Below are 22321 nucleotides of genomic sequence, written 5' to 3' on the forward strand. Positions count from 1 at the left end.
GTCCACCCCTGAATAGAGTGAATGTTGAATTGTCATCTCCCTTCAAGGATAACGCAACGGATATCATGAAGTGAGTAAACATCTTGAAAAGAGGCTGTTATGGATACTGAATTAACCCGCCGTCTGGCGCAGTTGCTGGAGCGTGTCGAACACTGGTTGCCACCGGTACCCGAGCAGGTCGACTGGGAGGCTCACATTGCCGCTTTATGGCAATCGCACCCCTTGGGTGGGCGCTTGGTGCCGGTGCCGCCCAGAGATGCGCTGATGCTGGATGACCTCTTGGGAATTGAACGCCAGAAGCTGGCCCTGATCGATAATACGCAGGCGTTTCTGCAGGGATTTCCGGCTAACCATACGCTGCTATGGGGATCGCGAGGGAGCGGCAAGTCATCCTTGATGCGTGCGTTACTCAACTCGCTGGCGGCCCAGGGGCTGCGTATGATTCAGGTTGACCGCCATGACCTGTACAGCCTGCCAACGCTGGTAGAAGCGCTGCGTGATGTCCCGCAGCGTTTTATCGTTTACTGCGACGACCTGTCGTTTGAAGGGCATGACGATGCCTATAAAGCACTGAAAAGCGTGCTGGATGGTGCGCTCACCGGGCCGCCTGAGAACGTGTTGCTGTATGCAACGTCCAACCGGCGCCATCTGCTTCCAGAATCCATGTCTGAAAATGAAGCATCTCATCGGGTCGGTGAAGAGCTACATCATGGAGATTCGGTCGAAGAAAAAATTTCCCTGTCAGACCGCTTTGGCCTTTGGCTGGGGTTTCATCCGTTTAATCAGGATGTCTATCTGGAAGCCTGTTGCCACTGGGTAAGCCGTTTGGGAAGTACCGCTGACTGGAACGCAGAAGCGCGCGCAGAAGCGGTGCGTTTTGCCACACTGCGCGGCGGGCGAAGCGGACGAGCCGCCTGGCAGTTTGCAACGCAGTGGGTCGGGCGGAAACGCTTACATGCCGATGCTTGATTAACGACGTTTCTGGCGTGCTTCCTTGGTACGATTAAGTTCGCGTTTCTTGGCTTTTTCCTTGTCGCTGGCGCCTGCCATGTGGTCATACGGGTTATTACCCGAACGGAACTCGAAACGCATGGGCGTTCCGCGAACCTTGAGCACTTTGCGGAAGGTGTTAATCAGAAAGCGGCGATAGGCTTCCGGCAGTGATTCGGTCTGGTTGCCGTGTACGACAATGATCGGCGGGTTGCTGCCACCCTGGTGAGCCATGCGCAACTTGATCCGTCGGCCATGCACCATCGGAGGTGGGTGCTGGCTAACCGCATCCTGAAGCAGCGTGGTCAGTCGATTGGTTGACCAGTGCGCATTAGCGGCATTAAATGCACGTTCTATCGACGGGTAAAGGTCGCCCACGGCTGTGCCGTGCAATGCTGAAATAAAATGCAGTTCGGCGTAATCGGCAAAGCCCAGGCGACGCTTGATCTCGGTGCGGATTTTTTCCCGCGCTTCCTGTTCCAGTCCATCCCATTTATTGACCGCAAGCACCAGGGCACGCCCTGTGGTCAGCACGTAGTCCAGCAGGTGTAAATCCTGTTCTACCAGGCCGTTGCGCGCATCCAGTACCATAATGGCAACGTGGCATTCCTTGATGGCATCCAGAGTTTTAATGATCGAGAACTTTTCGGCAATCTCACGAACATTCTTGCGCCGTCTTACCCCGGCGGTGTCCACCAGAACATAAGGTTTGCCACGCCGTTCGAAGGGGATTTCAATGGCGTCTCGGGTGGTGCCGGCTTCATCAAATACAACGACTCGCTCTTCGCCCAGCAGGCGGTTGACGAGTGTCGATTTGCCGACATTGGGACGCCCGATTACGCCGATGCGGATCCCCTTGGTGCCGGTATCGGCCGGTATGCTTTCATCACGCTCAGGAAACGGTGCCAGTACGGCATCAATCAGGGTCGATACGTTGCGGCCGTGGGCAGCCGCAATCGGCCACGGGTCGCCAAGTCCAAGGGCCCAGAAATCGCCCATTGCCGAATGCTCTTCCAGTCCGTCAGTCTTGTTGACCACCAGCCAGGTTTTTTTCTGGTTGACGCGCAGGTGGTTGGCGATGGCTTCATCGGCCACGTTCAACCCGGCTCTGGCGTCCACCATGAAGAGTACAATATCCGCTTCATCAATGGCCGCGAGCGACTGCTCAGCCATGGCGGCATCAATGCCTTCTTCATCACCGCTGATACCGCCGGTGTCGATCACTGTGTAAGCTTTGCCACCCAGCATGCCGTTACCGTATTTGCGGTCACGGGTAAGGCCAGGAAAGTCTGCCACCAGCGCATCGCGGGAGCGGGTCAAACGGTTAAACAAGGTTGACTTGCCCACATTGGGGCGGCCAACCAGGGCAATCACAGGTGTCATTGAGTGACTTCCAGAGTTTCCAACCGACCGTTGTCGGCTTGAACATGAATGGTGCTGCCTTCGGTAACCGGGCGAACGCTGATGCCGGAATCGTCAATTTCAGTGCGTCCGACCAGTTCACCGTCACGGACATTGATCAGGTGAAGATAGCCTTCGAAATCGCCGAAGACCAGGTTGCCACCCGCGAAGGCTGGTGCGGTAATCCAACGGCCTTCAAGGTCACGGTTGCGCCAGACTTCCTGGCCATTATCGGCCGTCAGGGCGACGACATGACTTTCGTCGGTGGCAACAAAAAGAAGGTCGCCGACCAGAACCGGCGTATGGCGGCTGGAAATTTCACGTTCCCATAAGACTTCGCCACGCAGGGCTTCAAGGGCGACTACGCGACCGTTATAACTGGTGACGAACATACGGCCATCCGGGGTGATGATTGGCTGTCCCGCAAGATCGACCAGACGTTCAACATCGCTGCGCCCGCGGGGAGTCGCAATCTGCTTTTCCCAAAGGGGTTGGCCATTACGGTTATCAAGCGTCGCGAGACGCCCGTTGGCAAAGCCGGCAAAGGTGACTGGGTCAATGGTTTGTGGTGTACCAGTACCGCGTAGTGTCAAAGCCGGTAGTGAACTGCTGTAGGTCCAGACAGTATTGCCGTCAGAGCGGTTCAGGGCGGTAACCCGGCCATCAGTGCTTTGCACAATCAGCAATTGCTGGTTGGCTTGAGGAGCGGCCAGCACTTCACTGGAAACCCGCGAACGCCATTTAACGCTGCCATCTGTCTGGTCGAGCGCCAGCACTTCGCCGTTGCGGGTGCCCAGGTAAAGGGTTTCTGCAATGGCATTCAGGGCGCTGGAAATCGGCTTGTCCAGGTCAATCTGCCATTGGCGCTGGCCGTTATCAGCGTTGTAAGCCGCGACAATGCCATTGGCATCGGCCGCAAACAGGGTATTACTGTCACGGGCAGGTGCAATCGGATAGTTGGCGCGGCCAAAACCGTCGCCGACACGAGTATCCCAGCGCTCATCCAGGATTGCCGTTTCATTGAAGGCCTGCAATTCTTTAGGCGTGTACAACGGCTCGCTTTTGCTGGCACAACCGGCAACCAATGCGACAATGCTCACCCCTAATGTCAAACGCAGCACGCGTGACAGTCGTGGGCGTGAATGTGGTTGAAGTAAACACGATTGAGCGGTCATAGTGCAGTCTCCTTGGTGCCGAGGTCATCCAACTTCAGTTGTACCCCGTAAAGGGGTTGGCTCTGTTCCTGAGCCAGCGTCAGGGCATTTTGCCAGGCGTCGCGAGCCTCGTCCTGTTGGTCGAGTGCAAAATAAGCGTCGCCACGGATGTCATCACGCTGGGCGGCCAATGCATCCACAATCGGTTGATCCAGCCATGTCAGTGCACCCTGCGGGTCATCAGTGGCAACCGCCAACCGAGCCAGGCGCAGCCGAGCCAGACTTTGCACATAGGGGCGGGAGGAATCATCCGCCACGCCTTCCAGCGCTTCCTTGGCACTGCTGATGTCATCCTGTTGAACGGCCAGGCGGGCATCAAGCAGCAGTGCAAGTTCGGCATACAGGGTGCCATCGTATTCGTCGCTGATTTCAGTGACCAGCGTCCGCGCTTGTGCCAGCTGGCCTTCATCCGGCGAATCTCCGGCAGTCAGGTTGACCAGCTCCTGATAACGGATGGAGGCGGCTTCTGCACGGTTATCCTGATAGTTCTGCCAGGCGTTCCAGCCAAAGACACCCGCTGCGGCAATCACAACGCCAGCAATGAGCGAGGTTCCATTCTCTTTCCACCAGCGTTTGATAGCATCCAGCTGTTCTTCTTCAGTTCTCAGCTCCGCCACGGGCGGCCTCCTTATTCATTCATCTGTCCTGGCGTCTTGGCGCTCAGGTCAGGAAATCAGTGTTTTCAGCGTATCGGATAATGCCGCTTGAGCAAGGCGTTGCTGTTCCTGCTCTGCGCGTAGGAACTTGAGCGTGACTTCGCCAGCCAAGCGTTCATCTTCGCCGATGAGGAGAGCGATTGAAGCACCACTTTTATCCGCTTTCTTCATCCGGCTTTTAAAACTGCCTGCGCCACAGTGCAGCTGCAAACGCAGTGAGGGCAAATCGCTGCGTAGCTGTTCTGCCAGTGTCAGGGCTGCAATGGTTGACGCATCATCCATCGGCAGCAGGTAAATATCGCAGCCACCGAGGGCTTCGTCTGGCACTAGTTGGAGGGTGTCGAGCAGCAGAATCAGACGCTCAATGCCCATCGCAAAACCGACGGCAGTAGTGGGTTTACCGCCGAGCTGTTCGACCAGACCGTCATAGCGGCCACCCGCACAAACTGTGCCCTGGCTACCAAGGGCGTCTGTTGTCCACTCGAACACGGTGCGACAGTAATAATCCAGGCCGCGTACCAGCCGTGGGTTGATCACATACTCAATGCCAGCCGCATCAAGCATTGCCTTGAGCTGTTCAAAATGGGCCTGGGACTCAGCATCCAGGTGATCCATCAGGCGCGGCGCATTCTCCAGCATCTCCGCCATGGCGGGGTTTTTGGAGTCCAGTATACGTAGCGGATTGCTGTTCAGGCGGCGCAGGGAATCTTCATCCAGCACGTCGCGATGCTGTTCAAAGTAGTCAACCAGCGTATCACGATAGGCAGCACGGGCTTCGCTGGAACCCAGTGAGTTAAGCTCCAGGGTCACATGTTCCATTAACCCCAGTTCCTGCCATAGGCGCGCAGAGAGAAGAATCAGCTCGGCATCAATATCAGGGCCCTCAAAACCGTAGGTTTCTACCCCAACCTGATGAAACTGACGATAACGACCTTTCTGCGGGCGTTCATGACGGAACATTGGCCCCTGATACCACAGGCGCTGGGTCTGGTTGTGGAGCAGGCCGTGCTCCATGGCCGCCCGCACGCAGCTGGCCGTGCCTTCAGGCCGCAGGGTCAGGCTGTCGCCGTTGCGGTCTTCGAAGGTATACATTTCTTTTTCGACGATATCGGTCACTTCGCCGATGGAGCGGGCGAAGAGGGCGGTCTGTTCGACAATCGGCGTACGGATCTCATCAAAACCGTAACGCGCCATCAATTGGCGGACTTTGTTTTCAAAGAACTGCCAGTGCGGGCTGTCGTTGGGCAGAAGATCGTTCATGCCCCGGATGGCTTGGATTTTTTTAACAGGCTTGGCAGCAGGCTGGTTCAAAGATAACTCCTTGTCTTGCACAGGCATATTGTATTAATGCGGGCAGTGTTTGGGTGAGGGGCTTGGCGATCTGCTGCAAGGTATTAACTGCGGGCAATCGTATTCTGTTCGCGCTGTTCTTTTTCGCGAACCTTGTCGCGAATCATGCGCTCAAGGTCGTCGACCAGATGATCATTGCGCAACTTGCTGGCGGGTTTGCCATCGATATAGACCAGGTTGGCAGGTGAGCCACCGGTCAGGCCGATATCGGTTTCCTTGGCTTCCCCAGGGCCATTGACCACACAGCCGATGACAGACACATCAAGAGGGGTCATGACGTCTTCAAGACGTTCTTCAAGCTGGTTCATTGTGTCGATGACGTCAAAATTCTGGCGCGAACAACTTGGGCAGGCAATGAAGTTGATGCCTTTGGCGCGCAGCTTCAGGCTTTTGAGCATATCAAAGCCAACTTTGATTTCTTCTACCGGGTCCGCCGCCAGTGACACACGAATGGTGTCACCAATGCCATCCATCAGCAGCATGCCAAGCCCAATCGAGGATTTGACCGTGCCGGAACGCAAACCACCCGCTTCCGTAATGCCCAGGTGTAAAGGCTGCTCGATACGGGCTGCCAGGTCACGGTAAGCGGCCACGGCCATAAAAACATCAGAGGCCTTGACGCTGACTTTGAACTCTTGGAAATCAAGGCGATCAAGGTGGTCAATATGGCGCATGGCGGATTCCACCAGGGCAGCTGGGGTGGGCTCGCCATACTTTTTCTGCAGATCTTTTTCGAGAGAGCCTGCATTCACGCCGATACGAATCGGAATGCCGTTATCACGGGCGGCGCCAACAACCGCGCGGACGCGCTCTTCCCGGCCGATGTTGCCTGGGTTGATGCGTAAGCAGTCAACACCCAGCTCGGCCACGCGCAGGGCAATCTTGTAATCAAAATGAATATCGGCAACCAGCGGTACCTGAACCTCGCGCTTGATTTTGCCAAACGCTTCTGCCGCCTCCATATCAGGCACCGAAACCCTCACAATGTCGGCACCTGCCTTTTCCAACTGGCGTATCTGAGCGACGGTGGCTGCGACATCCAATGTGTTGGTATTGGTCATGCTCTGCACGGAAATGGGAGCGTCGCCACCGACAGCGACATGACCGACATGAATCTGGCGCGAGTGGCGACGTTTGATCGGGGATGGGGCATGCATATGGTGATCTACTCTCCTAAAGTAAAGCGAGCAACGTTATTGGCACCCGCGCGTTCACGCAGGTTGACCACTTCACCACGGTAGCGCAGTTCAACGCCCGTTGAGTTGCCGATTGTCAGCCGGTAGGGCGGCTCACCCTCTACGGTGGCAGATGTGCCGGGCTCCTGGAGGCCAACAAAAACACGCTGGTTGGTGGCGTCAAAAATTTCCGTCCAGGATTGCTGATTGAAGGTCAGCTCAAGGCGCGCGTTGGACTCGTCAGCGGTCGCGGTTTCTTCTGCATCAGTCGTATCTTGTATTGTGGCGGCAACAGCTGCGTCATCCTGTGGAGTTTCATCAGCCGCGGTTTCATCGGCTGCTGTCGTCTCTGAGGAGGCTGAGGCGGCTGCGTCATCTTCCTGAACACCGGCATCAGCTGTTGACGCGTCATCTTCGTCCGATGCGGCTTCCATTGTCGCAGCGTTGCGCTCAGAAGCCTCATTGCTGGCGGTATCAGCGCTGCCAGATTGGCCGTTCCTGGCTGCGCTGTCTGTTGAGCGATCCGCCGTGCTATCAGAAGCAACATTGTCGGCAGAAACGTTGTTGTCAGAAACGTTGTTGTCAGAAACGTTGTTGTCAGAAACGTTGTTGTCAGAAACGTTGTTGTCAGAAACATTGCCGGTAGAAACATTGCTGGCAGAAACACTGGAGCCGGCAGTTGATAGTTGCCCCGTGTCTTCAAGCCCGGGTGGCGTGCTGCCGCCTCGGCTTTGCCACCACATGACGGTAACAGTGATAAGCCCGATAATGACCAGTAAGGTGACCAGTTTGAAAAGCAGAGCGCCCAGCCGCGAAGGCGGTCTGCTGATTGATACAGGCGTTACCTTGCGATCGGCTTCCTGAGTGCCGTTGCGGGCTTTGTAGGCGTCGAGTACGGGACCTTCATCGATATCCAGGTATCTGGCATAAGCGCGCAGATACCCGCGACGGTAGGTCGGAACCGGAATTTCGTCGTAACTATCATGCTCAAGACCCGTAATAACAGCCGGGCGTAGATGCAAGGCATCGGCAGCCTCTTCCAAAGAAATATCAAGCTGCTCACGGCGACGTTTCAGCTGCTCACCCGGTGACATGGTGAACGGTTGATCATGCTGTTCTGAGGTGTATGTATCGCTCATGGCTGAGCATCCTTCAATAAATAAGCGGTGAACAGGGTGTCAGGCAACACTAATTAAATTGACCCAGCTGACGTCGATAGTCGGCAGCCATCGCCTCGTCGCCACGGCTGTTGGCTATGTCGATGGCCATTTCCAGTGCCTCTTGGTTCGGAGTGGCAAGCTGCAGATACGTTTGCAGCGGCTGCCAGGCCTGAGAAAGATTGCCCTGTGAAAACTCTAACTCGGCTAAAAGGTAATAACTGCGCGCATAGCGCGGATCTATCTGTTGTGCACGCTGAAATGAAGTGCGTGCCTGGTCAATATTATTCTGCGCAATATAACACTGACCTAGATTGCTAAATAGTTGTGATCGACGTGGGTATTGCGCGTCTTCAGAGGCAATGCCCAATTGTTCGCAGGCACGATTATAATCTTCCTGTGCATAGAGGAAAGCTGCATAGTTATTACGCGCCTGGGTAAAGTCCGGCGCTTCTTGTAGCGCTTTCTGGAAATATTCATTAGCAAGCGTTATTTCGCCCTGTTGCTGATAGACCAATGCTAGCGCTTGCAAGGCTTCAACATGGTCAGGGGCGATCTCGAGTGCTCGGGTCAGCGCATTCAGGGCGCGAGGTAGATTGCTGCGCTCCAGATAGGCCACTCCAAGCCGCGTGTAAGCATTTGCCGCTTCAGGTTGTTCCTGAGAAGTGAGCCCGTTATTTGAGGCACAGCCAGATAGCCAAAGCATTATCAATAGCATGGTTATCAGTGCCCCCGGATGGGAACGATGGCATCTGCGTCGACGTATCATCGATATCCTCAATACAACATGATGGCTCAAAACGTGTCCATCAAAGCGCCGTACCTGGCGTAAGTCAAGACAATGCCCGGCGAAGCATGAATGTGGGCACTCCGGTTATCTGCTTAATCTGCATCCAGCTGGATGGACTGAATATAACGCGCATGACGTTTGGTACGGTCTTTCACCTGACCGACTAACTGGCCGCAGGCCGCATCAATGTCATCCCCGCGAGTGGTACGGATGGTCGCCGTGTGCTTAAGGTCATAAAGCCATTGCTGGAAACGCATGCACTGGTTGCGCGAGGGTTTTTCGTAACCCGAATGGGGGAACGGGTTAAACGGAATCAGGTTGATTTTGCAGGGCAACTCGTCGAGTAGCGCTGCCAGCTCTTCAGCATGCTGCTGCTGATCGTTGACGTCCTTGATCAAGGTATATTCGATGGTGACGAGGCGGTTGTCGGCGCACTTTGAAAGGTAGCGGTGACAGGCGTCGATCAGGCAGCGGATATTGTACTTGCGGTTGAGCGGTACCAGCTCGCTGCGTAAGTCATCGTTGGCTGCATGTAGCGAAATGGCCAGGCTGACGTCAATGTCGTCACCCAGTTTATCTATCATCGGTACGACGCCGGACGTTGATAGCGTAACGCGGCGCTTGGACAGACCGTAGCCATTATCATCAAGCATCAGCTTCATGGCGGGTACGACATTATCGTAATTCAGCAACGGCTCGCCCATGCCCATCATGACCACGTTGGTCACGGGGCGGTTGCCTGAATCTTTGCGCGGCCCGACACTGCGCTGTGCCACCCAGACCTGGCCGATAATCTCGGCGGCCGTCAGGTTACGCTGAAACCCCTGTTTGCCGGTTGAACAGAAACTGCAGTCCAGCGAGCAGCCAACCTGGGAGGAAACACACAGGGTGCGGCGCTTGCCGTTATCCGCTGGAATGAGAACGGTCTCGACATAGCTACCATCTTCGACTTCCAATACCCATTTGCGCGTTCCGTCTTTGGAAGAGCCTTCGTAAATAACCCCGGGGCCACGAATTTCGGCCACTCGGGTGAGCTTTTCCCGAAGCGGTTTGGAAAGATTGGTCATGGCCGCGAAGTCGTCGCAACCTTCATGATGAATCCATTTCATCATCTGGCTGGCGCGAAACTTCTTTTCGCCAATGGCCAGAAAGAACGCCTCCATCTGTTCGCGTGACATGCCGAGCAGGTTCTGGCGTTCTGGCGTGCTTTCAGCCGATGGCTTTTGCACAGGCGCTTGTGACGAAGCAGCGGGAGTAGATTGGACAGCAGTGGTGGTCATGTTGGTCAGCGTTCATAAAAGAGGCGGGAGCTCAGGCTCCCGCGGAAATGGCCGGCAACAGGCGTTGAAACGGCGCTTGTCTGCCTGTTTAGCGCGGGCAGATTTCGTCGTTGCCGAAGAAATAGGCAATTTCACGCTCGGCACTTGCCGATGAGTCAGAACCATGGACAGCGTTTGCGTCGATAGTTTCCGCGAAATCTGCACGAATCGTGCCCGGTGCCGCTTCTTTGGGGTTGGTAGCGCCCATCAGATCACGGTTTTTGGCAATTGCGTCGTCGCCTTCAAGCACTTGAACCACAACTGGGCCGGAGGTCATGAAACCCACCAGGTCTTTAAAGAAAGGACGCTCGCTATGCTCGGCGTAAAAACCGCCCGCTTTCTCTTCAGAAAGGTGCAGCATTTTTGCCGCTACAACCTTGAGGCCTGCTTTTTCAAAGCGGGCGATAATGTCACCAATTGCGTTCTTTGCTACAGCGTCGGGCTTGATAATAGAAAGCGTGCGTTCAGTCGCCATGGAGTTCTCCTGGAAAAGGCTATAACAGAAATCGCCGCCCTGAATGACCAGGGCGGCATAGGAAAATAAGTCAGCAGCAGATGACTCGAAAGCTGCGTTGGGCGATTATAGCGTTTCCCGCCGACAATGAATACGGGCGTCTTTACTCGGTGTTGTTTTTCACCGGTAACGCGTTTAAACCGTGAAGCTTTCGCCGCAACCGCATTCATCCTTGATATTGGGGTTATTGAAACGGAAATAGCGGTTGAGCCCTTCGTTGACGAAGTCGACTTCGCTACCGTCGAGCATATCAAGCGCTTCACGGTCGACAAAAACCTTGGCGCCGTGAGCTTCAAAACTGATATCCGCGTCGTCGACTTCATCGGCAAAATCGAGCACGTAGCTGAAGCCGGAGCAACCGCTGGGCTTGACCGAGACTCGCAGCCCCAGGCCTTTGCCGCGTTCGTCCAGGACGTGGTGAATCTGTTTGGCGGCAGCGGATGTGATCGTTAATGATGCCATGGTGACCTCCAGAAATATTAGCGTAAGCCGTCGACAGCATGAGCCAGCACACCCAGGGTGTGGTCGATATCGGCTTGAGTGGTGTAGCGCCCGAGGCTGAAGCGCAAAGATGCCAGCGCCAGGCGTCGCGGAACTCCCACACCGAGCAGAACGTAGGAGGGATCTACGCTGGCTGAGTTGCAGGCGGAGCCGGTGGAAACAGCGATATCCCGCAATGCCATCAACAGAGGCTCGGCTTCTATGCCTTCGAAAGCGACATTGATGATATTGGGCACCGCGTTATCGGGTGGCGAATTGAGGTAGATACCACCGATGCGCTGTAGGCCGTCAAGAAAATACTCTCTGAGGTGCGTAATGCGCTGCTGTTCCTCGTTACCCTCTTGTTGTATCAAGGCAAACGCTTCGCCCATGGCCGCAATCTGATGGGTGGGTAACGTGCCGGAACGCATGCCGCGTTCATGCCCACCACCATGAATCAGGGCTTCGATACGCAGTGCCGGGTCACGTTTAACATACAGAGCACCGACCCCTTTAGGACCATAGGCCTTGTGGCCGGAAAGCGACATCAGATCAATTGACTGGGCAATGACGTCAAGGGGGATTCTGCCAACCGCCTGAGCGGCATCGGTATGAAATCTTGCCCCGAATTCATGGGTGACGGCCGCCAGTGCGGCAATATCATTGATGCTGCCCAGTTCGTTATTTACCGCCATCAGTGAAACCAGGGCGGTATCGTCACGCATGGCCTCGCGTAATTGTGAGGGCGTCACGCGGCCATCTCGTCCGGGTGTCAGCCAGGTGACATCAACGCCTTCGGTTTCTAAGGCCTTGACGGTATCCACCACGGCCTTGTGTTCGATCGTCGACGTGATCAGGTGACGACCGCGTGCCTGATTGGCGCGCATAAACCCCGTCAGCGCCAGGTTGTTGGCTTCAGTTGCGCCACTGGTCCAGACGATTTCGCGAGGATCCGCATTGATCGAGTCGGCCACCTGGCGACGGGCATGCTCGACGGCCTGTTCGGCCTGCCATCCCGACATATGGCTACGTGAGGCGGGATTAGCAAACAGCTGGTCAACGGTCAGGTAGCGTTGCATGACCGCTGCCACGCGTTCATCCACCGGCGTGGTGGCAGCATAGTCGAGATAGATGGGAAGCGTAGGCGACGTCGTCATAAAAATATCTACTGTGTTAGCAAAGCGCTTAAGGCGTTGATGCAAAGATGCCGGCATCCAGATGGGCCTGCTGGCGTGAGGCAACCTGCTGAACGTCGTTACGTTGCATCAGTTGCTCCAGGGTGACATCGTCAAGAAACTGGCGAATCTGGCCCGATAGCTCACACCATAGATGGTGGGTCAGGCAGGTATCGCCTTGTTGGCAGTCAGATAGCCCCTGGCAGCGCGTGGCATCAACCGTTTCATTGACAGCATCAATCACACAGGAAACGCTGATTTCACCCGCAGGTAAGGCCAGCAGGTAACCACCGCCCGGGCCGCGCACGCTTTTTACTAATCCTGCACGCCGCAGGCGGGCAAATAGCTGCTCCAGGTAAGACAGTGAAATTCCCTGGCGATGGGAGATATCGCCCAGGCTGGTCGGGGTGATGCCTGCATTGATGGCCAGATCCAGCATGGCCGTCACGGCATAACGCCCTTTGGTGGTTAACCGCATTGTGACACCTCGACGCGATGCGTCAGCCAGAACATGCCAGGAATTTGTCTCATCAAGACCCTCTTTAGCGTTGCAATTCCTACCGTTTGGCTTGATTGGAAAAGAGGGTCATTATGGAAAAGCCTGACTGCTTTGGTCAACCTTTAGTTGTGGGCGGTGTGCTGTTATCGGTGGAAGATGGAGAAGCCTCTTTGTCATGCGGGCTCTGGGCTGCCTTTGCACCGCCGCCTACACCAGGGCAGCCTGTGTCGGCTTCTTCCAGAATTTCGGCGAAGTCTTCATCGCGTAATGCTGGCAGTTGACCGCCGCGGTAACTGGCATCCAGCTTTGAGAGCGTAGAGCACATACGCTCAATACGCTCATCAACTGCATGCATGTGGTCAAGCATGGCCTGCATGGAGCGCGCTACCGGGTCGGGCATGTCCTGGCTAACACCGTAAGCATCGAAGCCGAATTTCTGGTGGATGGCTGCGCGCCGTGCGGGGTCGACATCCAGTGCTTCTTCCGTATCAGGATCGGCACGCTTGACGATTTTTCCCGGAATGCCGACGACGGTCGCACCTGCCGGGACTTCCTTGGTGACCACTGCGTTAGAGCCAACCTTGGCGCCTTCCCTGACGGAGAAAGGCCCCAGGATTTTCGCGCCTGCGCCGACGATGACGCCATCTTCCAGAGTCGGGTGACGTTTGCCTTTACTCCAGCTGGTGCCGCCTAGCGTCACGCCCTGATAGAGAGTGACGTCATCACCGACTTCAGCAGTCTCACCAATAACGACCCCCATGCCGTGATCGATAAAAAAGCGCCGCCCGATGGTGGCTCCCGGGTGGATCTCGATACCCGTCAACCAGCGTGAAAATGTCGACAGACTGCGGGCCAGCCATCTAAGGTTTTTCTTCCAGAGACGATGGCTGAGGCGATGGATCAGCAGGGCGTGCAGACCCGGATAATTTGTCAGCACTTCGAGAAAGTTGCGTGCTGCCGGGTCGCGTTCAAATACGCTGTTGATATCTTCACGCAGGCGTTCAAACATGCGGTAGTCCTATCGTGGTCATCGACACATGTCATCGGCCCGGGATAATGGCGCGATGCCAGTCGCTGAAGTGAGAATCGATAAAGTGGGAATCGACTCAATATAGTGGGGGCAGATGTACGCTCATTCAAGCCAGTTCTTCATGGCGGTTTCAATCCTGCGTTGAAGGCTTCTCCGCAGCATCTGATGCCGTGACAGCGACTTTCTTTTCCGTCGCGGTCAATATTCCGCGCAGAATATTCAGTTCAATCTGCTCGGGGCGGGCACGTAAATACAGCCTGCGTAAACGCGCCATCAATTGTCGTGGCTTTGCCGGGTCATGAAAATCAATAGCGACGAGCGCGCGTTCCAGGTGCTCGAAGTAACGCTCCAGGTCCGCATGTGACGCGAGAGTGTCATCATGTTCTGTCGGCGTTTCAAGGGGTTGAGCTTGCGTTGCCAACCAGGCTAATCGGCACTCGTACGCCACCACCTGCACGGCAGCCGCCAGGTTGAGGGAACTGAAATCAGCGTTTGTCGGGATATGCACATGGGCGTTGCAGCGTTGCAGCTCCGCATTGGTGAGTCCGCTGTCTTCCCGGCCGAATACCAGTGCAACGTGAGAGTCACTGGGTTGGCATTCGGTTGGCAAACGTTCTGCGAGCTCCCGAGGCGAGACCATCGGCCAGGGTAAGGTGCGCGAACGTGCGCTGGCGCCAACGGTGAAGGTGCAATCGGCCACTGCCTCTTCCAGCGCCGGGTGTATATGGGCGTTATGCAGAAGGTGGTCTGCGCCGGAAGCGCGTGAAATGCTTTCCTGATGAATTACCTCGCAGCGCGGGGCCACCAGCGCGAGGTCACTCAGCCCCATGTTGTGCATAGCTCGGGCTACCGCGCCGATATTGCCAGGGTGGCTGGTACCAATGAGAACGATGCGCAGGCGATCAAGCATAGTAGGGTCCGCGTAAGAAACTGGTGATGAAAAAGGGCGTATGGGCCGGGTAGAAACACGTTTTATGGCCTTTCAAACTGCCGCTGTAAAGCGCAAAAGTCTAGCACGAATGAAGGTTGGCCAGGTAAAGCCCGTGGCGACTTTGTAGGGGCTCTGTTAGAATGCGCGCCCATAACGGCACAGGCGTGCCGTGGTAAGCGAATTCGTTCTTTAACATATTTGTTTTTAAAACCGTTCTTCAAGACTGTTTTCAAGATCGTTCTTCAGAGCCGTTCTTTAAAACCGTTCTTCAGAGCCGTTCTTTAAAACCATGCATAAGGCCCTGTCATGAATCCAATGGTTCAGTTTACGCTGCGTGCTGCGCGAAGCGCCGCCGAGCAATTTTTACGTATTCGTGAGCGCATCGAGAATTCCCACGATGAAGCAAATCTTGAGCGTTTGCTGGAAGAGGCTGCGTACAAAGCGGAATCGACGATTGTCCAGCAGCTAGAACGTGGCTATCCACAGCACGGCCTGGTTGGTCGTTACACCAAGTATAAAGTCGGCGTGGATGAAGGGGCTGACATTGTCTGGAAAATTGAGCCTATGCATGGCTATTCCAACTTGGCGGTGGCAGGTAAAGGGTTTGCGCTGTCAGTGGTATGTCTGATCAAGAACCGCCCTGAACACGCGGTGATTATCGCGCCGTTTGCCGATGACGAATATATTGCCAGCCGTGGCCGCGGTGCCCAGTACAACGGTAAGCGGATGCGGGTGAGTAAGCCCACTGCCATTGCCGGTACGCGGGCAGCGATGAGCCTGCCGGGGAACGATTTGCGTTCACGCCATTTGCCTGCTTACCTGACGCTGACCTCGCAGTTGGCGCCTCAGCTGGACACGCTGATCGCCTCGGGCAGTGGGTTGCTGGATATTTGTGAAGTCTCAGCGGGTCGAGTCGATAGTGCCTTCGTGCTCGGTCTTGAAGAACAGGATATGCACGTTGGCCTTTTGCTGCTTAAGGAAACGGGTGCGCTGACCGGCACGCCGGACGGGCAACCTTCCATTAAAGCAGAAGGTTTGATGGTCGCTGCGGGTCCGCGTCTTTACAAGGCATTGATCAAGCAGCTGGCGCCTCACTTCTGATAGCCGCCTGAAAGCAGTGTATTGAATCCCATAAAAAAACGCCCTGTGGAGTGATACTCCGCAGGGCGTTTTTTGTGGGTGCTTATCAGACCACCAAGTGGCCGCTAGGCGCTAGGGCAGTTCTTCCTCTTCGTCGATATCTTTACGTGCCGGAATCAGGTCTTCACGTTTAAGCCGCAATGGCAGCAGCAGAGCACCAGAAATATAGATCGATGAAAATGTGCCAACGACAACGCCGATCAGCAGCGCAAGCGCAAAGTTCTCGATCATGTCCCCCCCCAGGAACAGCAGTGCCAGAAGCACCAGGAGGGTAGTGCCTGACGTTGCCAGTGTGCGTGACAGCGTGGCATTGATGGCTTCATTGAAAATAGCGGGCATGTCGTCAATCTGTGATGTGCGGATCGCCTCACGAATGCGGTCATAGACCACAATGGTGTCGTTCAGCGAATACCCGATCACTGCCAGAATGGCGGCCAGAACGGTAAGATCAAATTCGACGCCAAACAGCGCAAAAATACCGATCACAATAATCACATCATGCAAAAGCGCCACCAGGGCACCAATGGCGAACTTATACTGAAAGCGAAACGCCACATAAAGCATGACGACACCAAGTGCCACCATCATGCCCGTACCGCTTTGGTCGCGTAGTTGATCGCCTACCTGGGCGCCCACAAACTCTGCCCGCACCAGTTCTACCTGAGTGCCGCCTTCGCGAAGAAGGTTGACCACCTGCTCACCTACGTCCGGGTCAAAGGCCTGTTGCAAGCGAATCAGGACTTCAGTGGAAGCGCCGAATGTTTGCACGGCAACATCGCGAAAGCCTTGGTCTTCAAGCAACTGACGAATGGCATCCAGCGAAGGCGCATTGGCATAGCGCGCTTCAATCAGGGTGCCACCCGTAAAGTCCAGCCCCAGATTGAGCTGTAGAAAAAAAATCGCGCCGATGGAAATCAGCAACAGCACACCCGATATCATAAAGGCCAGGTTGCGGCGCCCCATGAAGTCGATCTGCCTATCCGTGATGGGTTTCATTATCACCTCTTGAAATCTGTGCCAAACGCTGAGATCAGATCCACAGCTTTTTAACGGGTTTGCCACCGTAAGACAGGTTCACCATGGCTCGCGTTACCAGTAGTGCCGTAAACAGTGAGGTCAGGATGCCGATAGACAGCGTGACGGCAAAGCCTTTGACCGGCCCGGTACCGATGGAGAACAGAATAATGGCGACCAGCAAGGTGGTAATATTGGCATCCACGATGGAGGTGAAGGCGCGTTCATAGCCTGCATTAATCGCCTGCTGTACGGAGAGGCCGTTGCGTAACTCTTCACGTATGCGCTCAAATATCAGTACGTTGGCGTCGACGGCCATACCCAGGGTAAGCACGATACCGGCAATGCCCGGCAGGGTTAGCGTTGCGCCAAGCAGTGACATGACGGCCACCAGCAAGGTGAGATTGAGCCCCAGTGCCACGTTGGCAAAGATACCAAACACCTTGTAGCGAGCCAGCATGAACACCACTACCAATAACAGGCCGAGCTGTACTGATAGAATCCCGCGTTCGATGTTTTCCTGGCCAAGGCTTGGGCCGATGGTTCGTTCCTGGGCAAAGTAAATCGGCGCGGCCAGTGAGCCGGAACGAAGCAGCAGCGCCAGATCGGCGGCTTCTGTCGCAGAATCCAGCCCGGTGATGCGGAAGCTGTTACCCAGAGCGCTCTGGATGGTGGCAAGGCTGATCAGTCCGCGTTCCACGTAGGGGTCACGCACGATTTCTTCTTCGCCAGTTTCTGGATTAATAACGGTGCGTTCTTCGCTCTTGTGCTCAATGAACAGTACCGCCATGTTGCGCCCGATGTTGGTGCGTGTGGCGCGGTTCATCAAGGTGCCGCCGGTGCCATCAAGATTAATGTTAACCTGTGCTCGGCCGTTCTCATCAAAGCTGTTGCTGGCGCTCGATACTCGGTCGCCGGTGATGATGACATCACGCATCAGCGTGGCGATGCGGCTTGGATCATTGCGAAAGCTGTGCTCCTCGGTTTCCTGATCAGGCGTATCGGGGCGAGCTTCCAGGCGAAACTCCAGGTTAGCGGTGGCACCGACAATGCGCTTGGCCGCCGTGGTGTCCTGAACGCCGGGTAATTCGACCACAATCTGATTCGGGCCCTGGCGCTGTACCAGCGGCTCGGCGACGCCGAGTTCATTGACGCGGTTTCGCAGGGTAGTGAGGTTCTGGTTGATCGCGTAATCCTGAATCTCGGTCACCGTCTGCTCGGTCATGGTCATGACCAGGCGAGCGCCACGGCCATCGCCTTCATTGGCGTACTCGAAATCCGGGAACTCCTGACTGATCAACGTCCGTGCCTGGGCGCGATCTTCGGCATTGATGAACGTCAGTGAGAGAGTGTTTCCATCGATATCGGTATCACGGTAGCGGATACGCTCGTCACGCAGCAGTTCACGCATGGCGCTGGCGTTGACTTCAAGGCGCTGGGTGACTGCCGCATCCATATCCACTTCAAGCAGGAAGTGCACGCCGCCGCGCAGGTCAAGGCCAAGCGTCATAGGGGATGCTGAGAATGCCTGTAACCATTCCGGCGTGGCTTCTGCCAGGTTGAGGGCGACCGTCACATCATTGCCGAGCTGCTCGCTGATGATATCGCGGGCAAGTAATTGGTCGTTGCTGTTGTTCAGGCGGATCAGCCACTGATCGTTCAGGTTTTCGGTGGACTTAACGCTGATATCGTTTTCCGTCAGAGTGGCTTCAATGCGTTCGATATCGCGCTGGGTCAGCGTCGTATCCGCTTGGCGAGTACTGATCTGTACGGCGGGATCTTCTGGAAATAGATTGGGGAGCGAGTAAATAAGGCCGGCCACCAAAATGACCAATATCAGAAGATATTTCCACAGGGGGTAACGGTTGAGCATGCAAGCCCTGCCTTCAATGTCAAACGGAATGCCGTGCATCGCTTGAGCGAAGCACGGCATGGTTCATCATCTTTCTGACCATCTCACCCCTGCCGGGGTGGCTGGCACGTTGTCGGCAGGGGGAAGACAGGAGGTTAGATGGACTTAATAGTGCCTTTCGGCAGCACAGCGGCAATGGCGTTCTTTTGCACATTGACCTCGGTGCCTTCGGCGACTTCCAGAGTGATAAACTCATCGCTTACTTTGGTGATGCGCCCAACCAGACCGCCACCAATGACGATTTCGTCACCTTTGGAGATGCCGTTGATCAGCTGTTTATGCTGTTTGGCACGCTTTGCCTGAGGACGCCACAGCAGAAAGTAAAAGATCAGTACAAAACCAACCAGCATGACAATCTGAGCGATACCGCCGCCGGCGGCTGACTCCTGTGCATGGGCTGGGGAAATCAAGAATTCCAGCATGGATACAACTCCTGAGTTAATAACCGTTTAATGAGTGAGAAAATCCAGGCGCACTGCCAATCAATGCAGCAAGCCTTAATTCGGGGCCGCAGGCACTGGTAAGCCACGTTCTGCGTAAAAGTGCTCTACAAAGGTCGTCAATGTACCCGCTTCGATAGCCGCGCGCAAATCAGCCATAACGCGCTGGTAATATCGCAAATTATGAATGGTGTTGAGCATGGATCCCAGCATTTCGTTGCAGCGGTCAAGATGGTGCAGATAACTGCGCGAAAAGTTCTGACAGGTGTAGCAGTCACAGCCCTCTTCTAACGGCCCTGTGTCGAAGCGGTGCTTGGCATTACGGATTTTGACCGTGCCAAAGCGGGTGAACAGGTGGCCGTTGCGAGCGTTGCGCGTTGGCATCACGCAGTCAAACATGTCGACGCCGCGGCGTACGCCTTCGACCAGATCTTCGGGTTTGCCGACGCCCATCAGGTAACGCGGCTTGTCGACGGGCATCCAGGTGGGCAGATACTCAAGCACCTTGATCATTTCTTCCTTGGGCTCGCCCACCGAGAGGCCACCAATGGCCAAGCCGTCGAAGCCGATATCCTGCAGGCCTTTCAGCGAGCGCTCGCGTAGCTCAGGGTGCATGCCGCCCTGAATAATGCCGAACAGGGCGGCAGGCGAGTCGCCGTGGGCATCGCGGGAGCGTTTTGCCCAGCGCAGCGATAGCTCCATGGATTTTTCGGCTTCTTCAAAGGTTGCCGGATAGGGCGTGCATTCGTCGAAGATCATCACCACGTCTGACCCCAGAGAGCGCTGCACCGCCATGGACTCTTCCGGCCCCATGAAAACCTTGGCCCCATCAACGGGAGAGCGAAAGTGGACGCCCTGCTCGGTGATCTTGCGCATTTCCCCCAGCGAGAACACCTGAAAACCGCCGGAATCGGTCAGGATAGGTTTGTCCCATTGGGCAAAGTCGTGCAGATCACCGTGGGCTTCGATGACGTCCGTCTCCGGGCGCAGCCACAGGTGGAACGTATTGCCGAGAATGATTTCCGCGCCAATCTCTTTGACGGATTCGGGCGTCATGCCTTTGACGGTGCCGTAGGTGCCTACCGGCATGAAAGCGGGCGTTTCCACTGTGCCGCGTGGGAAGTGAAGGCGCCCGCGGCGTGCACGGCCGTCGGTGGCGAGGCGCTCAAAGCGCATAAAACATTCGTTTCGCATCTTGATAACTCGTCAACTCTCGGTTAAGGCGATAGGCGTGGTTGAGATAAGTGTGGTTGAGATCAGCGTGGTTGAGATAAGTGTGGATGATCAGCGCGTCAGTAGCATCGCATCGCCATAGCTGAAAAAGGCGTAGCGCTCTTCAACGGCAGCCCGGTAAGCCCGCATGATGGTGTCATAACCGGCAAAGGCGGAAACCAGCATCATCAAGGTGGATTCAGGCAAGTGAAAATTGGTGATCAGGGCATCCACACAGCGCCACTCATAGCCGGGATAGATGAAAATATCGGTATCGCCGGTGAGCGGCGCGATGCTGCCGTCCGGGGTTTGCGCGCTAGCGCTTTCCAGGCAGCGCACGCTGGTGGTGCCAACGGCAATCACCCGTTTGCCTGCTGCTTGAGCTGCACGAACCTGTTGGCAAGTGGCTTCAGATACGTCAACCCATTCGCTATGCATGTGGTGCTCGCGAATATCGTCAACCCGTACCGGCTGAAAGGTGCCGGCTCCAACATGTAGCGTCACGAAGGCACTGTTGATGCCTTTTTCAGTAAGTGCGTCGAGTAGCGGCTGGTCAAAATGAAGCCCTGCTGTCGGGGCCGCAACCGCACCGTCTCGGCGGGCGTAGACGGTCTGGTAACGTTCACGGTCGCAGAGCTCATCCTCGCGGGTGATATAGGGCGGTAGCGGCATATGGCCGTGCTTTTCAAGTAACGCAATCATGGGCGTATCACCCAAAAAGCGCAGCTCGAAAAGGGCGTCGCGGCGACCTTCGACAATCGCATGAATATCGCCTTCAAAAATCAGCTCGGTGCCAGGCTTGGGCGACTTGCTGGAGCGCAGGTGGGCAAGGCCGCGATAAGCATCCAGCGGGCGTTCCAGCAGCATTTCCACCTTGCCACCGCTGGCTTTCTGGCCGTGTAGGCGAGCGGGAATGACGCGGGTGTCGTTGAACACCAGCAGGTCGCCAGGCTCAAGAATTTCCAGCAGGTCAGGAAAGCGACGATGCGCCAGGCTACCATCCTGGGCATCCACACATAACAGGCGGCAGTCGCTGCGCTGCTCAGAAGGGTAGCGAGCAATCAGCTCTTCGGGGAGCTCGTAGGAAAAGTCGGCACGCTGCATGAACGAAGCTCTTTCGGTGAAAACAGGCCGCATAGAATAGCGCTTTAGTGCTACAAAGTCAGTCCGCAACGTCAGTCAGTGGGGTAAAAATCAGTCAAGGTGATTGACCTTGCAGGTGAGTTACGTATAATGCGCCACGTTGCCGGTGTGGCGGAATTGGTAGACGCAGCGGATTCAAAATCCGCCGCCTTTACGGGTGTGCCAGTTCGAGTCTGGCCACCGGCACCAACTAAAGCGTCAAAATCAAGCTTAAAACGAATTCAAAAGCCTAGCGTCACATCGCTGGGCTTTTTCGTATCTGCACGATTTAACCTTGCTGTTTTAGGTGCGTCGCCGGTTTTTCTGATAGGCAGGAAGCTGGCCGCTTACTGTGTTTTTTAAATGCAGTGTTTTTCAAATACAGTTTTTATAGCGTATTTCTTAAAGGAACCCGTGTCATGTCAACGTCAATCAATGCCATTTTGCGTCACGATACCAAAGAACGTATGAGTCGTGCCGTCATTCATAACGGTGTGGCCTACCTGTGTGGCCAGGTCGCAGGGCCGGAAGCGCGTGAAGGCGATATTACCGCGCAGACGGAAAGCATGCTGTCGCGTGTGGACGCGCTGCTCAAGGAAATTGGTTCCAGCCGTGAGCAGCTGTTGAGTGCGACGATCTATCTGAAAGACGGTAATGATGTTGCCGCCATGAACGCCGTTTGGGATGCCTGGGTGCCGGAAGGCTATGCGCCTGCCCGCACCTGTGTCTGTGCGCCGTTACCGGCCGATGAGCTTAAAGTGGAAGTCACCGTGACGACGGCGGTAGATGCCTAAAGCATC

Annotated in this window: 22 protein-coding genes and 1 tRNA gene; 4 read left to right on the plus strand and 19 right to left on the minus strand. The window is 55.6% G+C overall.

The features are described from left to right. Positions 1-99 precede the first annotated feature (99 nt). The gene (locus ACU6TU_RS04045) at positions 100-969 is read left to right on the plus strand and encodes an ATP-binding protein (RefSeq protein ID WP_447143301.1); all 870 of its coding nucleotides are present in this window, start codon (positions 100-102) and stop codon (positions 967-969) included. Here the strand turns inward: ACU6TU_RS04045 and der are convergent, their stop codons facing one another. From der to ACU6TU_RS04115, 14 genes are all read right to left on the minus strand, one after another. Beyond that, on the minus strand, positions 970-2373 hold the full coding sequence (der, locus tag ACU6TU_RS04050) for a ribosome biogenesis GTPase Der (RefSeq protein ID WP_447143302.1): 1404 nt from the start codon (positions 2371-2373) through the stop codon (positions 970-972). Continuing rightward, positions 2370-3566 (minus strand): outer membrane protein assembly factor BamB, encoded by a 1197-nt coding sequence (gene bamB, locus ACU6TU_RS04055; protein WP_447143303.1) that lies wholly within the window; start codon positions 3564-3566, stop codon positions 2370-2372. The genes der and bamB overlap by 4 nt, the downstream gene beginning before the upstream one ends. Then, positions 3563-4222 (minus strand): YfgM family protein, encoded by a 660-nt coding sequence (locus tag ACU6TU_RS04060; RefSeq protein ID WP_447143304.1) that lies wholly within the window; start codon positions 4220-4222, stop codon positions 3563-3565. The genes bamB and ACU6TU_RS04060 overlap by 4 nt, the downstream gene beginning before the upstream one ends. Before the next feature lie 48 nt (positions 4223-4270). Next, positions 4271-5572: a histidine--tRNA ligase gene (gene hisS / locus ACU6TU_RS04065; RefSeq protein WP_447143305.1), complete on the minus strand. Its 1302-nt coding sequence runs from the start codon at positions 5570-5572 to the stop codon at positions 4271-4273. 83 nt (positions 5573-5655) lie between these two features. Next, entirely contained in the window at positions 5656-6768 is a 1113-nt protein-coding gene (gene ispG / locus ACU6TU_RS04070) for a flavodoxin-dependent (E)-4-hydroxy-3-methylbut-2-enyl-diphosphate synthase (protein ID WP_447143306.1), read from the minus strand. Positions 6769-6776: 8 nt separating this feature from the next. Beyond that, entirely contained in the window at positions 6777-7925 is a 1149-nt protein-coding gene (locus tag ACU6TU_RS04075; RefSeq protein WP_447143307.1) for a RodZ domain-containing protein, read from the minus strand. A gap of 49 nt (positions 7926-7974) precedes the next feature. Then, on the minus strand, positions 7975-8649 hold the full coding sequence (gene pilW / locus ACU6TU_RS04080) for a type IV pilus biogenesis/stability protein PilW (protein ID WP_447143308.1): 675 nt from the start codon (positions 8647-8649) through the stop codon (positions 7975-7977). A gap of 176 nt (positions 8650-8825) precedes the next feature. Further along, a complete protein-coding gene (gene rlmN / locus ACU6TU_RS04085; protein ID WP_447143309.1) occupies positions 8826-10013 on the minus strand; it encodes a 23S rRNA (adenine(2503)-C(2))-methyltransferase RlmN in 1188 nt (395 codons plus the stop codon). Between the two features lie 88 nt (positions 10014-10101). After that, positions 10102-10527, minus strand: coding sequence for a nucleoside-diphosphate kinase (ndk, locus tag ACU6TU_RS04090; RefSeq protein WP_100819427.1), 426 nt, complete (start codon positions 10525-10527; stop codon positions 10102-10104). 174 nt (positions 10528-10701) lie between these two features. Next, the gene (locus ACU6TU_RS04095) at positions 10702-11028 is read right to left on the minus strand and encodes a HesB/IscA family protein (protein ID WP_447143310.1); all 327 of its coding nucleotides are present in this window, start codon (positions 11026-11028) and stop codon (positions 10702-10704) included. A gap of 17 nt (positions 11029-11045) precedes the next feature. Then, a complete protein-coding gene (locus tag ACU6TU_RS04100) occupies positions 11046-12203 on the minus strand; it encodes a cysteine desulfurase family protein (RefSeq protein WP_447143311.1) in 1158 nt (385 codons plus the stop codon). Between the two features lie 28 nt (positions 12204-12231). Continuing rightward, positions 12232-12699: a Fe-S cluster assembly transcription factor gene (locus ACU6TU_RS04105; protein ID WP_447143312.1), complete on the minus strand. Its 468-nt coding sequence runs from the start codon at positions 12697-12699 to the stop codon at positions 12232-12234. Between the two features lie 136 nt (positions 12700-12835). After that, on the minus strand, positions 12836-13729 hold the full coding sequence (gene cysE, locus ACU6TU_RS04110; protein ID WP_447143313.1) for a serine O-acetyltransferase: 894 nt from the start codon (positions 13727-13729) through the stop codon (positions 12836-12838). Between the two features lie 151 nt (positions 13730-13880). Then, the gene (locus tag ACU6TU_RS04115) at positions 13881-14660 is read right to left on the minus strand and encodes an RNA methyltransferase (RefSeq protein WP_447143314.1); all 780 of its coding nucleotides are present in this window, start codon (positions 14658-14660) and stop codon (positions 13881-13883) included. A 327-nt stretch (positions 14661-14987) separates the two neighbouring features. Here ACU6TU_RS04115 and ACU6TU_RS04120 point away from each other — a divergent pair, with 327 nt between their 5' ends. Continuing rightward, the gene (locus ACU6TU_RS04120) at positions 14988-15782 is read left to right on the plus strand and encodes an inositol monophosphatase family protein (RefSeq protein WP_447143315.1); all 795 of its coding nucleotides are present in this window, start codon (positions 14988-14990) and stop codon (positions 15780-15782) included. A gap of 111 nt (positions 15783-15893) precedes the next feature. Here the strand turns inward: ACU6TU_RS04120 and secF are convergent, their stop codons facing one another. The 5 genes from secF to queA form a co-directional block, all read right to left on the minus strand. After that, positions 15894-16817 carry a protein translocase subunit SecF gene (gene secF / locus ACU6TU_RS04125; protein ID WP_447143316.1) on the minus strand — a complete coding sequence of 308 codons (924 nt, stop codon included), beginning with the start codon at positions 16815-16817 and terminating at the stop codon, positions 15894-15896. Positions 16818-16851: 34 nt separating this feature from the next. Beyond that, on the minus strand, positions 16852-18708 hold the full coding sequence (secD, locus tag ACU6TU_RS04130) for a protein translocase subunit SecD (RefSeq protein WP_447144177.1): 1857 nt from the start codon (positions 18706-18708) through the stop codon (positions 16852-16854). 134 nt (positions 18709-18842) lie between these two features. After that, complete coding sequence (gene yajC, locus ACU6TU_RS04135; protein WP_447143317.1) at positions 18843-19169, minus strand: preprotein translocase subunit YajC; 327 nt, start codon at positions 19167-19169, stop codon at positions 18843-18845. A gap of 75 nt (positions 19170-19244) precedes the next feature. Next, positions 19245-20363, minus strand: a complete 1119-nt coding sequence (tgt, locus tag ACU6TU_RS04140) for a tRNA guanosine(34) transglycosylase Tgt (protein ID WP_447143318.1) — start codon at positions 20361-20363, stop codon at positions 19245-19247. Between the two features lie 108 nt (positions 20364-20471). Continuing rightward, on the minus strand, positions 20472-21503 hold the full coding sequence (gene queA, locus ACU6TU_RS04145; protein WP_447143319.1) for a tRNA preQ1(34) S-adenosylmethionine ribosyltransferase-isomerase QueA: 1032 nt from the start codon (positions 21501-21503) through the stop codon (positions 20472-20474). A gap of 141 nt (positions 21504-21644) precedes the next feature. Here queA and ACU6TU_RS04150 point away from each other — a divergent pair. Further along, positions 21645-21731 (plus strand) — tRNA-Leu (locus ACU6TU_RS04150). 209 nt (positions 21732-21940) lie between these two features. Further along, a complete protein-coding gene (locus ACU6TU_RS04155; protein ID WP_447143320.1) occupies positions 21941-22315 on the plus strand; it encodes a RidA family protein in 375 nt (124 codons plus the stop codon). The last annotated feature ends 6 nt before the right edge of the window (positions 22316-22321 follow it).

The sequence above is a fragment of the Halomonas sp. LS-001 genome (assembly GCF_052983955.1).

Excerpts from the sequence above, each read along its gene's own strand:
- ACU6TU_RS04045 (WP_447143301.1), top strand. The coding sequence starts at position 100 with ATGGATACTGAATTAACCCGCCGTCTGGCGCAGTTGCTGGAGCGTGTC.
- der (WP_447143302.1), bottom strand. The coding sequence starts at position 2,373 with ATGACACCTGTGATTGCCCTGGTTGGCCGCCCCAATGTGGGCAAGTCA.
- bamB (WP_447143303.1), bottom strand. The coding sequence starts at position 3,566 with ATGACCGCTCAATCGTGTTTACTTCAACCACATTCACGCCCACGACTG.
- ispG (WP_447143306.1), bottom strand. The coding sequence starts at position 6,768 with ATGCATGCCCCATCCCCGATCAAACGTCGCCACTCGCGCCAGATTCAT.
- ACU6TU_RS04075 (WP_447143307.1), bottom strand. The coding sequence starts at position 7,925 with ATGAGCGATACATACACCTCAGAACAGCATGATCAACCGTTCACCATG.
- pilW (WP_447143308.1), bottom strand. The coding sequence starts at position 8,649 with ATGCTTTGGCTATCTGGCTGTGCCTCAAATAACGGGCTCACTTCTCAG.
- rlmN (WP_447143309.1), bottom strand. The coding sequence starts at position 10,013 with ATGACCACCACTGCTGTCCAATCTACTCCCGCTGCTTCGTCACAAGCG.
- ndk (WP_100819427.1), bottom strand. The coding sequence starts at position 10,527 with ATGGCGACTGAACGCACGCTTTCTATTATCAAGCCCGACGCTGTAGCA.
- ACU6TU_RS04095 (WP_447143310.1), bottom strand. The coding sequence starts at position 11,028 with ATGGCATCATTAACGATCACATCCGCTGCCGCCAAACAGATTCACCAC.
- ACU6TU_RS04100 (WP_447143311.1), bottom strand. The coding sequence starts at position 12,203 with ATGACGACGTCGCCTACGCTTCCCATCTATCTCGACTATGCTGCCACC.
- ACU6TU_RS04105 (WP_447143312.1), bottom strand. The coding sequence starts at position 12,699 with ATGCGGTTAACCACCAAAGGGCGTTATGCCGTGACGGCCATGCTGGAT.
- cysE (WP_447143313.1), bottom strand. The coding sequence starts at position 13,729 with ATGTTTGAACGCCTGCGTGAAGATATCAACAGCGTATTTGAACGCGAC.
- ACU6TU_RS04115 (WP_447143314.1), bottom strand. The coding sequence starts at position 14,660 with ATGCTTGATCGCCTGCGCATCGTTCTCATTGGTACCAGCCACCCTGGC.
- ACU6TU_RS04120 (WP_447143315.1), top strand. The coding sequence starts at position 14,988 with ATGAATCCAATGGTTCAGTTTACGCTGCGTGCTGCGCGAAGCGCCGCC.
- secF (WP_447143316.1), bottom strand. The coding sequence starts at position 16,817 with ATGAAACCCATCACGGATAGGCAGATCGACTTCATGGGGCGCCGCAAC.
- secD (WP_447144177.1), bottom strand. The coding sequence starts at position 18,708 with ATGCTCAACCGTTACCCCCTGTGGAAATATCTTCTGATATTGGTCATT.
- yajC (WP_447143317.1), bottom strand. The coding sequence starts at position 19,169 with ATGCTGGAATTCTTGATTTCCCCAGCCCATGCACAGGAGTCAGCCGCC.
- tgt (WP_447143318.1), bottom strand. The coding sequence starts at position 20,363 with ATGCGCTTTGAGCGCCTCGCCACCGACGGCCGTGCACGCCGCGGGCGC.
- queA (WP_447143319.1), bottom strand. The coding sequence starts at position 21,503 with ATGCAGCGTGCCGACTTTTCCTACGAGCTCCCCGAAGAGCTGATTGCT.
- ACU6TU_RS04155 (WP_447143320.1), top strand. The coding sequence starts at position 21,941 with ATGTCAACGTCAATCAATGCCATTTTGCGTCACGATACCAAAGAACGT.